At 67.8% G+C, this 14,743-nt stretch carries 13 protein-coding genes; 11 read left to right on the forward strand and 2 right to left on the reverse strand.

Annotated elements, in window-relative coordinates; translation table 11 throughout:
* Positions 1-19: 19 nt before the first annotated feature.
* On the reverse strand, positions 20-1,540 hold the full coding sequence (locus tag AC5P5W_RS11130; RefSeq protein WP_197575571.1) for a hypothetical protein: 1,521 nt from the start codon (positions 1,538-1,540) through the stop codon (positions 20-22).
* Positions 1,541-1,705: 165 nt separating this feature from the next.
* On the opposite strand from AC5P5W_RS11130, the gene AC5P5W_RS11135 reads away from it, so the two are divergent.
* Positions 1,706-3,787 (forward strand): NHL repeat-containing protein, encoded by a 2,082-nt coding sequence (locus tag AC5P5W_RS11135; protein ID WP_041863031.1) that lies wholly within the window; start codon positions 1,706-1,708, stop codon positions 3,785-3,787.
* Here AC5P5W_RS11135 and AC5P5W_RS11140 read toward each other — a convergent pair.
* Positions 3,765-4,172 (reverse strand): YciI family protein, encoded by a 408-nt coding sequence (locus tag AC5P5W_RS11140; protein WP_495221140.1) that lies wholly within the window; start codon positions 4,170-4,172, stop codon positions 3,765-3,767. The genes AC5P5W_RS11135 and AC5P5W_RS11140 overlap by 23 nt on opposite strands.
* 711 nt (positions 4,173-4,883) lie before the next feature.
* On the opposite strand from AC5P5W_RS11140, the gene AC5P5W_RS11145 reads away from it, so the two are divergent.
* The 10 genes from AC5P5W_RS11145 (at position 4,884) to AC5P5W_RS11190 (ending at position 14,659) form a co-directional block, all read left to right on the forward strand.
* Positions 4,884-5,297 (forward strand): YciI family protein, encoded by a 414-nt coding sequence (locus tag AC5P5W_RS11145; protein ID WP_014645771.1) that lies wholly within the window; start codon positions 4,884-4,886, stop codon positions 5,295-5,297.
* A gap of 67 nt (positions 5,298-5,364) precedes the next feature.
* Positions 5,365-5,787, forward strand: a complete 423-nt coding sequence (locus AC5P5W_RS11150; protein ID WP_111205909.1) for a VOC family protein — start codon at positions 5,365-5,367, stop codon at positions 5,785-5,787.
* Positions 5,788-5,823: 36 nt separating this feature from the next.
* Positions 5,824-6,234 (forward strand): VOC family protein, encoded by a 411-nt coding sequence (locus AC5P5W_RS11155; protein ID WP_014645773.1) that lies wholly within the window; start codon positions 5,824-5,826, stop codon positions 6,232-6,234.
* A 23-nt stretch (positions 6,235-6,257) separates the two neighbouring features.
* Positions 6,258-6,614 carry a DUF1428 domain-containing protein gene (locus tag AC5P5W_RS11160; RefSeq protein WP_014645774.1) on the forward strand — a complete coding sequence of 119 codons (357 nt, stop codon included), beginning with the start codon at positions 6,258-6,260 and terminating at the stop codon, positions 6,612-6,614.
* A gap of 45 nt (positions 6,615-6,659) precedes the next feature.
* The gene (locus AC5P5W_RS11165; protein WP_495221141.1) at positions 6,660-7,922 is read left to right on the forward strand and encodes an RNA polymerase sigma factor; all 1,263 of its coding nucleotides are present in this window, start codon (positions 6,660-6,662) and stop codon (positions 7,920-7,922) included.
* Between the two features lie 106 nt (positions 7,923-8,028).
* Positions 8,029-9,225 (forward strand): hypothetical protein, encoded by a 1,197-nt coding sequence (locus tag AC5P5W_RS11170; protein WP_053495494.1) that lies wholly within the window; start codon positions 8,029-8,031, stop codon positions 9,223-9,225.
* Positions 9,216-10,316 carry a hypothetical protein gene (locus AC5P5W_RS11175; protein WP_014645777.1) on the forward strand — a complete coding sequence of 367 codons (1,101 nt, stop codon included), beginning with the start codon at positions 9,216-9,218 and terminating at the stop codon, positions 10,314-10,316. Before AC5P5W_RS11170 ends, AC5P5W_RS11175 begins: the two co-directional genes overlap by 10 nt.
* A gap of 97 nt (positions 10,317-10,413) precedes the next feature.
* Entirely contained in the window at positions 10,414-11,100 is a 687-nt protein-coding gene (locus AC5P5W_RS11180; protein ID WP_049408541.1) for a hypothetical protein, read from the forward strand.
* Positions 11,101-11,116: 16 nt separating this feature from the next.
* Positions 11,117-12,766: a CsgG/HfaB family protein gene (locus tag AC5P5W_RS11185; RefSeq protein WP_197575013.1), complete on the forward strand. Its 1,650-nt coding sequence runs from the start codon at positions 11,117-11,119 to the stop codon at positions 12,764-12,766.
* Positions 12,767-13,009: 243 nt separating this feature from the next.
* On the forward strand, positions 13,010-14,659 hold the full coding sequence (locus AC5P5W_RS11190; RefSeq protein WP_032959265.1) for a M28 family metallopeptidase: 1,650 nt from the start codon (positions 13,010-13,012) through the stop codon (positions 14,657-14,659).
* Positions 14,660-14,743: the final 84 nt, after the last annotated feature.

A 14,743-nucleotide genomic window follows, 5' to 3' on the forward strand; every position in this document is an offset into this window, starting at 1 on the left:
GCTCTACACAAAAAGCCGCTCAGCGCGAGGTGGAGGTGCTGACCAGGTCGTAGCGCTCGATGCGGCCGACGCGTGCCACCTCGGCCTGCACGTCGGCACGCTGCTTGAGTGCACGCCACGCGGCATCGATGCGCACATCGCCCGGCAATGACGGATAGGTTCGCATGTCCTGCAGGCTGGCCAGGGTTTCCCCGCGTTCGATGGGCGAGCGCAGCTGTTCGATCAGCACGGCGGCGGCACCGTCCAGGTTGCCTTCCTCCAGCAGCATTTCGCGATGGAACAGGCGGGCATCCTCGCGCTGGGCCAGGATCACCGCGCGTGCTGCGTCGCGCGCCTCGGCATCACCGCGCTCGCGGGCGGCGGCGAACTGCAGCAGCGCCTGCGCGGCCTTGCCGTAGCCGGCGAGGCCCGGCATGTCATTCACTGCCTGCGCAGCGTCCTGCATGCGCCCCAGCGAACTGAAGACGAAGCCGACATTCATCTGGTGCTCGACACCATCCGGGCCGAGTGCGCCGATGCGTTGGGCCTGTTGCGCCGTGGCCAGTGCCTCATCGGTGCGGCCCAACCGGCGCAGTGCGGTGAGCCGGCTGTTGAGCAGCCAGGCCACCCATTCCGCTTCGGCGGCGGCAGGTGATTCGCCGTTGCTCGCGGCACCGGCCATGCCCTCGGTCAACGACAGCACTTCCTCGTTGCGGTCCAGCATGAGCAGGGTGGTGCTGAACTCGGCCATGCGCGCGTCCAGTGCACGGTCGAGCAGGCCGGAGACGCGCAGTTCATCGAGGTGGCGCTGCGCCGCCTGCACCGGATCGAAACGCGCATCGCCGCGATCGACATAACGGTCGAAGCGCTTGTCGCTGCGCAGGCGGATGATCTCGGCCGGGCTGTCGATGCGCGCCAGCGTGGCTGGAATGCCGTCGCCACGGCCATTGTCGGCCTGCAGCGTGGCCAGCGTCAGCCACAGCCCGGTGGGTTCCAGGCCGCCACTTTTCCAGCCGTTGTCAAACAGCGCCTGCAGCAGGTCCATGCGCTTCATCGGCTGGTCACGCAGGCGGTACTGCAGGTAGTTGATGGCGTGGTGATCGACCGGCAGCGGCGCGTCGGCATGCTGCAGTGCCTTCACCAGGAAGGTGGTGGCTGCGGCCGGCTGGTTGTCCGACAGTTCCACCGACACCTGGGTAAGCAGGATCTGTGCATCCTCCGGCAGGGCCTCCTGCGCCCGCTGCAGGTAGCGGCGGGCCAGGGCCGGCTTCTTCTGCATCAGTGCGGTCCAGCCAGCGACCTGCGAGGCGCGGCCACGATGCTCGGCATCGAAGTCGTCCAGCAGGGGATCCTCCATCAGCCGTTCCATGCTGATCAGCGCGCCCAGCGTGTTGCCACTGCGTGACTGCTGGATGGCCTCATCCCAGCGCGTGGCATAGGCCTGGTGCATCGCATCGGCGGTGATTGACGGCTTCTGCGGCGCCACCGTGATCGATGCAGTGGCGGATGTGCTGGCCAATGCGGCCAGCAGCAGGGCGGTGAGCGGGAGAACGCGGGGCATGGAGAATCTCCATCCGTGGGAACCGCATTGAACCTGCTGCAGCCAGCGAGGACAAGCACGACGAAGCGAATTCTGGCGTTCAGCCGCACAATCGGCCGTGGCGGATCGCACGCGCAGCGTCTATTGTCGGTGCCTCTTCAGACAGCAGGCAGGCAGCGCAGCACGATGGCACGGTGGCAATGGATGGCGGCAGGCGTAGCGTTGGCGACGGTAGTGGCATTGGCTGCGACCTGGTGGGAGACACCGCTGCATACGCTGGCTGAACCGGCGGGTCCGGCTCCCACGCCGTTGGCGTGGACCGCGCAGATTGAACCGCTGGCCGGCGATGGCCACCCGGGTGACCGTGATGGCGCGTCCGCGCAGGCACGCTTCGCCGATCCGTACGCGTTGCTGCGCAGTGCCGATGGCAGCGTCTATTTCACCGATGCCGGCGACAACAACCGGATCCGTCGCCGCCTTCCCGATGGCCGCGTTGAAACGGTGGCCGGGCAGGGCGAGGGACGTGTCGATGGCCCTGCACTGCAGGCCAGTTTCAACACGCCTTCGGGCATTGCCGCCGACGCGCAGGGCAACCTGTATGTGGCCGACACCGGCAACCATGCGATCCGCCGCATCAGCACCGATGGCCAGGTGACCACGCTGGCCGGTGGCGAACAGGGCCACGCCGACGGCCCTGCCGCGCAGGCCCGCTTCGATGCGCCGATGGGCATCGCCGTGGATGCGCAGGGCCAGGTTTACGTGGCCGATACGTTCAACGATCGCATCCGGGTGATCGGTACGGATGGCAGCGTGCGCACCCTGGCCGGTGGTGATCGGCCGGGCCTTGCCGATGGCGTGGGCGCTGCTGCGCGCTTCGATACGCCGGTGGCGCTGGCCTTCGACGCGCAGGGCGCGTTGCTGGTGGCCGACCTGTTCAACAACGCCGTGCGCCGGGTGGGTGCCGATGGTACGGTCAGCACCGTGGTCGCCGCCGGTGGCGTGATCAATGGGCCGCTGTCGTTGGCCACCACCCATGACGGCGTGCTGTACGTGGGTGATCTCGATGGCCGCATCGTGCAGGTGACGCCGCAGGGCCATCAGATCGCGCTGGTCGGCAATGGCCGCCTGCCGCGCCTGGCCCGCCCCAGCGGATTGGCGCTGGATGCCGATGGCAGCGTGCTGGTGGCCGACGCCGCCAGCTACCGCCTGCATCGCCTGCGCCCGCTGCCGGTGGGCGACCTGCCGGCACCGGCACTGGTCGGGCCGGCTGCCGATGCCGCGCTGCCGAAGACCGGGGGCCGTTGGCCGCTGGCACCGCAGGACGGCTGGCACGAAGTGGTCGGCACCCTGGGCGAGGTGCGCGGCAACTTCACCGGTGAGAGCCGCCACCACCTGCATGGCGGCTTCGACGTGCGCGGTGATGTGGGCCAGACCGTGCTGGCGATCGCCGAAGGCAAGATCAGCAGCCCGGTGGCCGCCTGGAACCTGGGTGAGCAGGCCGAGGGCCTGGTCGTGGATCGCCTCAAGTACATCCACATGCGGGTCGGCCGCACCCCGCGCGACGAACCCTACGATGCGCGCTGGCAGGCGCTGTACGACGAGCAGGGCAGGCTGGAGCGGATGCGCGTGCGCCGCGGCATGCGCATCCACGTCGGTGACCGCCTGGGCAGCATCAACAACCAGGCGCACGTGCACCTGGCGGTGGGTACCGGCGGCTTCGAGACCAACGCGGTGGCGCTGGGCTTCCAGGGCTACGCCGACCACTTCGCGCCGCGCATCACCGATGTGGCCCTGCTGGACGACAACGACCAGCCGATGGCCGCCGGCAGCGATGGCGTGGTGATGGTGGCGCGCCAGGGCCGCGGCGTGCAGATCGTGGTCGAGGCCTGGGACCAGGTCGACAACAACCTGCCGCGCCGCCGCCTGGGCATGTACCAGGTCGGTTACCAGATCCTCGATGCCGCTGGGCAGCCGCTGCAGGGTTACGAGCAGCCGCGCTGGAACATCGTGTTCAACCGCATGCCGCCGCAGAAGGAAGCTGTGCGCGTGGCCTACGCACCGGACAGCGGCATCACCGTGCATGGCAGCGCGGTCACCCGTTTCCGCTACCTGGCCACCAACACCGTGCGCGACGGCCTGATGGAAACCGGGCGCTGGCAGCCGGCGGCGCTGCCGCCGGGCGAGTACATCGTGCGCGCCAGCGTGCGCGACTACAGCGGCAACGAAGGCGTCGGCCCGCGCGAGATCAGGGTACGGCTGCTGCCATAGCCGCAGCCGGGGCGCCGCAACGTTCGCGCTCGGCGTCCATGTCTTCCAGCGGCCGCACTTCGATGCTGCCGAAGCGCGCCCACGGGAAGTCGCGGGCGATGCGCATGGCTTCGTCGCGGTCGCGGGCGACGATCAGGTTGAAGCCGGCCAGCAGTTCGCGGGTTTCGGCGAACGGGCCATCGAGAACACGGCTGTTGCCATCACGCACGCGCAGGGTCTGTGCAGTGTCGACCGGCTGCAGTTTCTGCGCGGCCAGCAGCGTGCGTTCGGCCTGCAGCTTGTCGGCGTGGGCCAGGCAGTCGCGCATCAGCGCGTTGAATTCTTCGATGGGCAGGGCCTGCAGCAGGGCAGGCTCGATATAGATCAGAAGCAGGTACTGCTGCATGGGACGGTCCTGGCGGGGGCGGGGTGTCCATGATGGCGCAGGATGGCGCGTGGGCATGTTGCAGCGCAGAAGCGCGCCTTCGGCGGGGACGGCGAACGGCGGAGCCCCTCCGTGGTGGCGCTACAACGTGATGCTTGGGCTTGGCCGGGTGGGTAGGCGGGTCGGGGGACGCCGTAAACCCATCCATGGGGGCTTGGCCGCGGCATCCATGCCGCGGACACCCCCGCCCCGCCTACCCACCCGGCCCTGGACAGTTTCCTGCGGCGTCCACCCCGGAAAATCACAAACAAGAGCAAAAGCGGGTCGCTTCGCTCGCAAAGCTGAGCCCGCCAGCCAACCGCCGTTGCTGTTGCTTTTGCTGTTGCTTTTGCCTTTTCTCTTGATTTTCCCGTGGTGGGGCAGCCGCAGAGATCTGTCTGGGGCCGGGCGGGTGGGGTTGGCGGGGTATCCGCGGCATGGATGCCGCGGCTAAGCCCCCACGGATGGGTTCACGGCGTCCCCGCCAACCCCACCCGCCCGGCCCACTCCCAGAAAACCAGCTTTCAGCGACCAACCCAACCCACCACGGAGGGGCTCCGCCGTTCGCCGACCTCCGCCGAAGGCGCGCTTTCCACGGAAGAAATAATTTTCAGAGGACGTGTCGATTCCCAGCCCCCTGGTTCGTTGTACCCAATGAAGGGCACGCACCACGCGTCCCCACGGGAGACCGCAATGAAAGTGATGGTGATCGTGAAGGCCAACGCCGACTCCGAAGCCGGCCGCATGCCCAGCGAACAGGAACTGTCCGAAATGGGCGCCTTCAACGAACAACTGGTGGCCGCCGGCATCATGCTGGCCGGTGAAGGCCTGCACGCCACCCAGCGCGGCCGTCGCATTCACTTCGGCGGCGGGGCACCCCAGGTCGAGGCCGGTCCGTTCGGTCCTGCCAGTGAACAGATCGCCGGCTTCTGGCTGTGGGAGGTGCGGTCGCTGGACGAAGCGGTTGAATGGGCCAGCCGCGCGCCGTTCGGCAGTGGCGGCACGCTCGAACTGCGTCCCTTGATCTCCGCTGAAGACTTCGGTGAAGCCTTCACCCCCGAATTACAGCAGCAGGAACAGCGTCTGCGTGCACAGCTGGAAGGTTGACCCGATTCATCTCCACGCCGGGCACGACCCGGCGCTACCGCCCTGAACCACATCACGGAGTATTGCCATGAGACTGATTCCCTTCCTCGGCTTCAGCGGCCAGGCCCACGAGGCGATGGCGTTCTACGCCAAGGCACTGGGTGGCCAGGTCACTTCGGAAATGAAATACCGTGACATGCCGCCGTCCGATGGCATGCCCGGCTGCAATGAAATGCCGGCGCAGACGCTGGACCACGTCGCGCACAGCCAGCTGGAGATCGGCAACGCCATCGTGATGGCGGCCGACGGCCCCGGCGGCGGCGAGGGTGGCTCGACCACCATCAATGTCGATGTCGACAGCATCGAAGAAGCCGAACGCGTGTTTGCCGCGCTGGCCGAGGGGGGGCAGGTGCAGATGCCGATCGCCGAAACGTTCTGGGCGCACCGCTGGGGCATGCTGGTCGACCGCTATGGCAAGCCGTGGATGGTCAACTGCATGAAGCAGCCCTGATTCCTCTCTTTCTTTCATCCACAAGGAGCTTCACCGATGAGTGCACCGCAACCGCAGATGATCTTCGTCAACCTGCCCGTGCAGGATCTGAACGCGTCCAAGACCTTTTTCGCAGCGCTGGGCTACAGCTTCAACCCGACCTTCACCAATGACGATGCCGCCTGCATGGTGATCAGCGAGAGCATCTTCGTGATGCTGCTGACCCAGCCGTTCTTCAAGCAGTTCACCACCAAGCCGATCGCCGACGCACGCAGCCAGACCGAGGTGATCACCTGCCTGTCGGCGGACAGCCGCAAGGCGGTGGACGTGATGGTGGACAAGGCTCTGGCGGCCGGCGCCAGTGAACCGCAGCCCGCGCGCGACTACGGTTTCATGTACCAGCGTGGCTTCCAGGACCTGGATGGCCATCTCTGGGAAATCGCACACATGGACGGCGAGCCGGGCTGACGGCCGCCGCAGGGAGAACCCGCATGGCTTACGTGGACGCTTACGTGCTGCCGTGCCCGCAGGACAAGGTGGCGGCCTACCGTCGCCTTGCCCGCAAGGCCGGTGCGGTGTGGAAGGACCATGGCGCGCTGCAGTACATGGAATGCGTGGCCGACGATGTGGAGCCGGGCAAGAGCACCTCGTTCCCGCGCGCGGTCAAGGCGAAACCGGGCGAGACGGTGATCGTCGCCTTCGTGGTGTTCCGCTCGCGCGCGGCACGCGACCGCATCAACGCAAAGGTGATGGCCGATCCACGGCTGGCGTCGCTGGGCCCGAAGGACATGCCGTTCGATACCCGGCGCATGTTCTGGGGTGGCTTCAAGCCGATTGTTGAAGCGTGAGCTGCGGCGCTTGTGCGGGCCGGGCGTGCGTGCTGTGATCGGCGCATGCTCGAGCCCGCACTGACGCAGCGTCTGGAAACCCTCTGGCGGATGGAGTCGCCAGTGCTGATTGCGCGCCTGGCGCGGCTGCTCGGTGGCGATGTCGGCCGTGCCGAGGAGCTGGCCCAGGACACCTGGCTGGCCGCGCTGGAGCGTTGGCCGGAGCAGGGTATCCCGGACAACCCCGGAGCCTGGCTGATGACCACCGCGCGCAACCGTGCCATCGATGTGCTGCGCCAGCACCAGCGGGTGGCGCAGCAGCATGCGCAGTGGGGCGAGGAACTGCATCCGGCGGCAGTGCCGGCGCCGGATGACAGCCAGGCACTGGAGGACGACCTGGGCGATGACCTGCTGCGGCTGATGTTCGTGGCCTGCCATCCCGTGCTGCCGGCCGATGCGCGGGTGGCACTGACCCTGCGCCTGCTCGGTGGCCTGACCACCGTCGAGATCGCGCGTGCGTTCCTGCAGCCGGAGCCGACCATCGCCCAGCGCATCGTGCGCGCCAAGCGCACGCTGGCGCAGAAGCAGGTGCCCTATGAAGTGCCACGCGCGGACGCGATGCCGGAGCGCCTGGCCTCGGTGCTGGAAGCGATCTATCTGGTGTTCAACGAAGGCTACGCCGCCAGCGCCGGTGATGACTGGATGCGCCCGGCGCTGTGCGAGGAAGCGCTGCGGCTGGCCCGCATCCTGGCGCATCGGTTGCCGGTGCCGCCGGTACTGGGCCTGCTGGCGCTGATGGAACTGCAGGCCTCGCGCGCAGCGGCACGGGTGGACGCGCAGGGCGCGCCGGTGCTGCTGGACCAGCAGAACCGCGCGCGCTGGGACTGGCTGCAGATCGACCGCGGGCAGCAGGTGCTGGCGCGCGCGTTGGCCATCGGTGGCGACCAGGATCCCTATGTGCTGCAGGCGCGCATCGCGGCCTGCCATGCGGTTGCGCGGCGCGCCGACGCGACCGACTGGCCGCGTATCGCCGCGCTCTATGCACAGCTGCTGCAGGTGCAACCTTCGCCGGTGGTGGCATTGAACCGGGTGGTGGCGATCCTGCGCAGCGAAGGCCCGTTCGCCGCGTGGGCGCAGCTGCAGCCCCTGCTGGTCGACGCGCGCCTGCGCGACTATGCGCCGCTGCAGGTGGTGCGCGGCGAGCTGCTGCAGGCACTGGGGCGTGAGCAGGACGCACGTGACGCTTTTGGCCAGGCCGCTCGGCTCAGCCAGAACCAGGCCGAGCGCGGACTGCTGCGGCAACGGGCGGGCCTGCCCCCCACGGACTGAGCCGACAAAGGCAGCACTTGTCGCCGGCCGCCTGAGCGGCTATGTTTCGCGCCCAGCGGACGCATCAGCGTCCGCGATCCGTGCGTATTGACCGAGGAGCGGTTGGATGTATTCAAGGACGAAGAGCGCATCGCGCGCTTTTGCGCGCCTGCTTGCCTGTGCCCTGTGCCTGGCCGTATGGCCGATGGCCGTGCAGGCTGCGGACAAATCACAGCAGGCCTATTGGGCCGGTTTTGCCTATACCGCTGACGCCGCCGCCGTGCAGGCGACCACCCCGCATGCGCACGCGGTGCTGGAACGGCGTGGGCTGGTCCCGCTGAACCAGACGCTGGCACAGTCGCTCAAGCGCCACGCACCGGCCCACCTGGAGCTGATCGACCAGCCGGTGGCGATGCTCGACGGCACCACCAGTGCCACCGTGCTGGCCGCTGCGCTGGATCGCGAGCTGGTCTCGGTCGAACCGATCGGCGACCAGTACAAGGTGCTGGTGGAAGTGGCGCTGCAGGCGTTGTTCTTCGACTTCCGCGAGCGCCAGGTGATCGCCTCCTATCCGCTCACCCTGCAGCGCATCGACGTGCAGGACTACCGTCCGGACAACGACGATATCGACGCGATCGTCGCCGATCTGCTGTACGGCGGTGCCGATACCAGCCTGTCGCAGGTACTGGCGGCCAGCCTGGCGCAGGCCCGGTTGCCCGATGCCGCCGTGCGTCGCCTGCAGGTGGGCGGGGTGACCCTGTCCGACGCGGCACGCGCCAAGCTGCCCGATCCGAAGTGGGAAGCACCGCTGCGTGCCACGCTTGCGCACGAACTGTCCAAGACGCTGTCGTCCAACACTGGCGTTGGCCTGCTGCCGCCGGCCTCGGGCCAGGCGATCGGCGGTGCGATGGCCGCCCGCTTTGCCGACGGCAAGGTCTACCAGCTGAAGATTCCCGAACCCGACTACGTCATCCAGCTGCAGGTCGATGCACTGAAGAACGGCGTGATCGAAGAAACCCCGGCGATGAAGACGATGCTGTTCGGCGCCTTCTTCACCGCCAAGGTGAGCGAGCCGTTCTCGGGCAAGGTCTATTTCGAACAGCCGCTGCGCAAGGGGGCCACCAAGGTGGTGCCGGTCACGCAGTGGCAGGTCGACCAGTGGTCGGCCAGCTACGAAACCCTGCTGGCCGGCTTCGACGCCTTCGCCGGCGCCGCCGCCAAGCGTGCCGATTCGCGCGCCTGGCTGGACGAACAGAAGCCGGGCGGCCGCCCGTTGCAGCAGCAGACCCAAGCCCTCCAGGAGTTGATCAAGTCATGTCGTTGATGCGTACCATCCTGCTCATCCTCATCGCGCTGGCGGTGGCCTCGCCGGTCGCTGCGCAGACCGCGAGTTCGCGCGGAACCGGCTCGGCCAGCTACGGCCTGCGCCTGAGCGCCGATACCCGTGCCCAGGCCCTGAACAAGGCCAAGGTCAATGCCCTGGAGGCGTACATCGCCGAAACCGGTGCGGCCAAGCTGCGCCTGTTCGAGGCGCGCCGCGCCGAGTTCATCGGCGAGATCGACCGCTACGTGCTCAGCGCCGTGCAGCTGTCGGACACCGAAGACAAGAAGGCCAAGACCTACAGCGTCACCGTCCGCGCCGAGATCAACACTACCCTGCTGCAGACCAAGCTGGATGCGGGTTCGGCCGTGGCCGGCGCCACCGCTGCGCAGCGCTCGCTGCTGACCTTCCTGTTCATGGCGCGCTCGCAGGACACCGTGCAGTCGTTCCAGGACAAGGAATACCGCCGCGTCGACGCCAGCAGCAGCTACAGCGAGAACACCCGTGAAGGCGACAGCTTCCGCGGCAACTCGGTCAGCACCAACGGCAGCATCAACCAGAACGGTTCGGTGTCGGTCACCAGCGGCGGCAGCACCACCGCGCGCGCCGACAACATCACCTGGAAGGTGGCCAACGCCGCCGAAGTCAACACCGCGATGACCGGTGCCTTCAGCGCCGCCGGCTACGAGGTGGTTGAAGCCGAGTACGTGGAAGGCGAGTCGCGCGGCCTGCTCAGCATCGAGCGCATCCGCAAGGACTTCAGCACCGGCAACGACCTGGCCCCGGCCACCCTGCGCGACACCGCCAATGGCATCCGTGCGGCCAACATCCCGTACATCGCCGTCGGCACCCTCGACGTCGGCATGCGTGACCGCGATCCGGCCAGCGGCAACACCCGCGTGTTCGTCACTGTCACCGGCAAGGTGCTGGACGTGACCGGTCGTTTCCCGCGCACCGTGTCGTCGGTCGGCCCGGTGCAGTTCTCCGGCACCGGCCCGAATGAAACCGTGGCCCGTACCAATGCCCTGCAGCTGGCTGCCGAAAAGGCCGCCCAGCAGATGATCAACGAACTGAACGTCAAGGCGGTCCGCTGATCCGCCGCCCCGGTGGGTGCCGAGCTCGCTCGGCATCGCCCTGGGTTACCGATTCCCCACGTGCCGCACGCGGCCGTTTCTCCCAAAGGACTCTCACATGATCCGCAATACCGCTCTTGCCCTGGCCATCGCGGCCGCCACCCTGTCGATGCCGGCCCATGCCGGCCTGGGCAAGCTGAAGGACCTGGCCGGTGGCTCCACCGGCTCCTCCAGCAGCACCTCCAGCGCCGCTGCCCCGGACGAAGCCGCGCAGGAAGCGCTGGTGCGTCGTTTCGTCAGCTCGCAGTCGCACTCGCTGCAGGCCCAGACCTCGTTCGCCCGTGCCTTCGGCCTGGCCGAGCAGGTGCAGCTGCTGGAAGCCGAGCGCCAGGCGCTGTCGTCGGGTTCGGTCAGCGTCGATGCGATGAAGAAGTCGGTGTCGGTCAGCGAAGCCGCCCAGGCCGCGATCGACGAGCGCCAGGCCGCGCAGCCGGAGCTGAACGCTGAATCCAAGCAGCACTACGCCGAAGGCCTGGTCTCGCTGCTGTCCTCGGCTGCCGAAGCGCAGAAGCTGGGTGGCGAAGCCAGCAACTTCACCGCCGGCATGAAGAACCTGGGCGCCACCCAGATGGCTACCGTCGGCCGCAAGCTGGCCGCTGGTGCATGGGTGGCCAAGGAATCGCCGGGCTTCATCCAGGGCCTGTACGGTTCGACCAAGTCGGCTGTGACCTTCGCCAAGAAGAGCAAGGTCAAGGTGCCGTCCAACGCCGACTCGATGCTGGGCCAGCTGGACAAGATGAACTGATCCGAGGCGAATCCCCATGCGTACGACCTCCCGTTTGATCGGCCTGGGCCTGGCTGCCGCGCTGCTTGCAGCCTGTGGCAAGCAGGACACACCGGCCGAAGCGCCCGCACCTGCCAAGGACAAGGCAACCAGTGCACTGGCCAGCAATGCGCCAGTGGAAGCAGCGCCCCTGCGTGGCACGCCGGATTTCGGCGGCACCACCCAGGTCGCGCGCGAGGCCGACGGCATCGGCAGCACCCCGGAACTGGCGGTGCTGGCGGCGTTGCAGTCGGCGGTGGCGCAGGTCAACGGCGTACGCGTGGCCAGCCAGATGCAGAGCCTGCGTGCAGGCCTGCATGTGGATGTGGATGACGAACACGTCGGCGATATCCGCGCCGACGCGTTCACCCAGCAGATGATCGCCGGCTCGCAGGGCGCGGTGCTGGGCTATGAAATCCTGTCGCAGGACGAAGTGCGGCAGCTGGATGAAGAAACCATCGCGCGCGTGCGCGCCAGCGACGAAGGCTGGAGCTTCAAGGGTTCGGCCTCTGCCAGCGCGTCCGGCGAGGCCACGGCCAAGGGCGGCGGAGCCTCGGCCAGCGTCAAGGAGAGCTACGACGAGAAGGTCAGCGTCGATGCCAAGCGTGGCGCAAGCTCGTTCGATTCGGACGTGACCCACCGCAGCATGCGCAGCTACTGGAAGGTGCGCGTGCGTGCACAGATTGCCCAGTACCGTGCACCGGACGAGCAGGGCAAGCCGAAGATCGTGGTCGCGCTGCCGCGCACCAAGGCCGGCAGCTATGCCGTGGGCGATGGCCGCGTGAGTGCCGATGAAGTGGCCGACGCGATCCGCGCGCGCCTGTCCGACACGCTGACCCAGACCCAGCGCTTCATCGTGCTGGACCGCGAGTTCGGCGACGAACTGCAGGCCGAGATCGACCATATCAACAGCGGCAACGTACGCCTGCAGGACACCGCACGCGTCGGCCAGCAGCTGGCGACCGACCTGATCCTGATCCCGACCATCGAACGCTTCGAGTACCCGCGCAGCGTGCGCAACCTGCGCATGTCCGACCGCCAGGTGACCTCGTACTCCGGTGGCGGCCGCATCACCCTGCGCCTGATCAACGCCACCACCGGCCAGGTGGTGATGTCCGACAGCTTCGACCACCAGCTGGCCTCGACCGGCCCGAGCACCCTGCCCCGCGTGGTCAACGGCCGCAACATGGCCGCGGCGATGATGGAATCGCTGTCGGGCCAGATCGGTACCACCATCGTCACCACGCTGTTCCCGGTGTCGGTGGTTTCTGTGGACGGTGACCAGGTGGTGCTGAGCCAGGGTGGCGAAACCCTGCAGGCCGGCCAGCGCTGGCAGGCCGTGCGCCTGGGCGAGGAACTGAAGGACCCGCAGACCGGCCGCTCACTGGGCCGCAGTGAACACCCGTGCTGCACCATCCGCATCGACCGCGTGGCCGCACAGACCTCGTACGGCACCATCGAAGACGGCGTCGACGCGATGCGCGGCGGTTTCCGCCCGGGCCAGATCGAACTGCGCCAGAAGCTGGGCGGCAAGCCGGCCGCCGCCGCAGGTGCGACTGCCTCGGCCGCTCCCGCCGCCGCCGCACGCCCGGCGGCCAAGCCGAAGCCCAAGCCCGCTGCCGCCCCGGCCGAAGACCCGAACTGGTAACACGCCCAAGCAACACACCGATGGGGTCAGAGCCCTTTTCCGGCGGGAAAAGGATCTGACCCCTTCGTGTTTCCGTGCGTGTCGACCCAGGTCGACACCCACCAACAGCAGTGGGACCCCGCCTACCCTCAGGAAACCAGCTTTTGCTGTTGCTTCGGCTGTTGCCGTTGTTTCGGCAGGTGCAGGGCGCAGCCCTGGCGAATCCCATTACACTCCAGAAGGATTTCCCTGCTGGAGAGAGCAATGAAACGAGTGGTACTGGGCGTGCTGGCCCTGTCGGTGTCGAGCGCACTGATGGCGGCCACCCCGAAATTCGATGGCGCGCGGATCTCCGCCGACGTCAAGGAACTGGCCTCCGACGCCTACGAAGGCCGCTCGCCGGCCACCGCCGGCGAAGAAAAGACCATCGCCTACCTCAGCAGGCAGTTTGCCGACGCCGGCCTGCAGCCGGGCGGCGACCTCAAGGACGGCAAGCGCCTGTGGACCCAGGCCGTGCCGCTGCGCAAGGGCGACATCGTCGGCGCACCGCAGCTGGCGCTGCACCAGGGCGGCAAGACCCTGCCGCTGGAGCAGGGCAAGCAGATCGCCGTGCGCGCCGCCATGAACGGCGCCAGCAGCGTCGACATCAGCAAGGCCCCGCTGGTGTTTCTCGGCTACGGCGTGAAGGCACCGGAGCGCAACTGGGACGACTTCAAGGGCGTGGACCTGAAGGGCAAGATCGCCGTGGTGCTGATCAACGACCCGGACTTCGAAACCGGCCAAGGTGATTTCGACGGCAAGGGCATGACCTATTACGGCCGTTGGACCTACAAGTACGAGGAAGGCGCCCGTCAGGGTGCGCTGGGCGTGCTGATCGTGCACGAGACCGCACCGGCGTCGTATGGCTGGGCCACCGTGGCCGGCTCCAACACCAACACCATGTTCGACGTGGTGCGTGACAACCCGGCAGAAAGCCACCCGCTGCTGGAAGGCTGGATCCAGCGCGACCTTGCCGTGGAGCTGTTCCGCTCGGCCGGGCAGGATTTCGAGGCACTGAAGAAGAAGGCGCAGCAGCGCGACTTCACCCCGGTGCCGCTGACCGGCGCCAGCCTGGACGCGAAGTACGCGGTGAAGACCGAAGTGATCACCTCTCACAACGTGGCCGCGCGCCTGGAAGGCAGCCGCCATCCGGACGAGACCATCATCTACAGCGCGCACTGGGACCACATCGGCGTGGGCGAGCCGGACGCGCGCGGTGACCGCATCTTCAACGGCGCGCTGGACAACGCCAGCGGCACCGCCTCGCTGGTCGAGCTGGCCCGTGGCTTCGCCAAGGAGAAGCGCCCGCAGCGCTCGCTGCTGTTCCTGGCGGTCACCGCCGAGGAAAAGGGCCTGCTGGGTTCTGAGTACTACGCCACCCATCCGCTGTATCCGCTGGAAAAGACCGTGGCCGTGATCAACATGGACGGCATGGCGCCGTTCGGCCCGTCGCGTGACTTCGGTATCTACGGTGCCGCGCGCTTCGAGCTGCTGGACCAGCTGAAGGACGTGGCCAAGGGCTGGGATATCCGCTACACGCCGGACCCGAAGCCGGAAGCGGGCCTGTTCTTCCGCTCCGACCACTTCCCGTTCGCCAAGCGTGGCGTGCCGGCGCTGTCCTGGTCGGCCGGCCAGGACTGGGTGGACGGTGGCGTGGCCGCAGGCAGGAAGGCCTCCGAGGACTACACCGCCAAGCGCTATCACCAGCAGGGCGACGAGTGGCAGCCGGACTGGGTGTTTGCCGGTGCCGCGCGCGACCTGGAAGTGCTGTACACGCTGGGCAACCAGCTGGCCAATTCCCGCGATTGGCCGAACTGGAGCAAGGACGAGGCGTTCCGCGCCGTGCGTGACGCCAGCGCCGACCAGCGCAAATAACGGCGTCCGGTAGTGCCGGCCGCTGGCCGGCATTGCCGCCCCCGGAAACGCCGGGCCGTGCCCGGCGTTTCCATAACGGCTTCC

It is taken from the genome of Stenotrophomonas sp. YJH_SMC_123 (assembly GCF_059368215.1).

What these genes read in the sequence shown, in the direction of transcription:
- AC5P5W_RS11130 (WP_197575571.1), bottom strand. Translation starts at nt 1,540, where the DNA reads ATGCCCCGCGTTCTCCCGCTCACCGCCCTGCTGCTGGCCGCATTGGCC.
- AC5P5W_RS11135 (WP_041863031.1), top strand. Translation starts at nt 1,706, where the DNA reads ATGGCACGGTGGCAATGGATGGCGGCAGGCGTAGCGTTGGCGACGGTA.
- AC5P5W_RS11140 (WP_495221140.1), bottom strand. Translation starts at nt 4,172, where the DNA reads ATGCAGCAGTACCTGCTTCTGATCTATATCGAGCCTGCCCTGCTGCAG.
- AC5P5W_RS11145 (WP_014645771.1), top strand. Translation starts at nt 4,884, where the DNA reads ATGAAAGTGATGGTGATCGTGAAGGCCAACGCCGACTCCGAAGCCGGC.
- AC5P5W_RS11150 (WP_111205909.1), top strand. Translation starts at nt 5,365, where the DNA reads ATGAGACTGATTCCCTTCCTCGGCTTCAGCGGCCAGGCCCACGAGGCG.
- AC5P5W_RS11155 (WP_014645773.1), top strand. Translation starts at nt 5,824, where the DNA reads ATGAGTGCACCGCAACCGCAGATGATCTTCGTCAACCTGCCCGTGCAG.
- AC5P5W_RS11160 (WP_014645774.1), top strand. Translation starts at nt 6,258, where the DNA reads ATGGCTTACGTGGACGCTTACGTGCTGCCGTGCCCGCAGGACAAGGTG.
- AC5P5W_RS11165 (WP_495221141.1), top strand. Translation starts at nt 6,660, where the DNA reads ATGCTCGAGCCCGCACTGACGCAGCGTCTGGAAACCCTCTGGCGGATG.
- AC5P5W_RS11170 (WP_053495494.1), top strand. Translation starts at nt 8,029, where the DNA reads ATGTATTCAAGGACGAAGAGCGCATCGCGCGCTTTTGCGCGCCTGCTT.
- AC5P5W_RS11175 (WP_014645777.1), top strand. Translation starts at nt 9,216, where the DNA reads ATGTCGTTGATGCGTACCATCCTGCTCATCCTCATCGCGCTGGCGGTG.
- AC5P5W_RS11180 (WP_049408541.1), top strand. Translation starts at nt 10,414, where the DNA reads ATGATCCGCAATACCGCTCTTGCCCTGGCCATCGCGGCCGCCACCCTG.
- AC5P5W_RS11185 (WP_197575013.1), top strand. Translation starts at nt 11,117, where the DNA reads ATGCGTACGACCTCCCGTTTGATCGGCCTGGGCCTGGCTGCCGCGCTG.
- AC5P5W_RS11190 (WP_032959265.1), top strand. Translation starts at nt 13,010, where the DNA reads ATGAAACGAGTGGTACTGGGCGTGCTGGCCCTGTCGGTGTCGAGCGCA.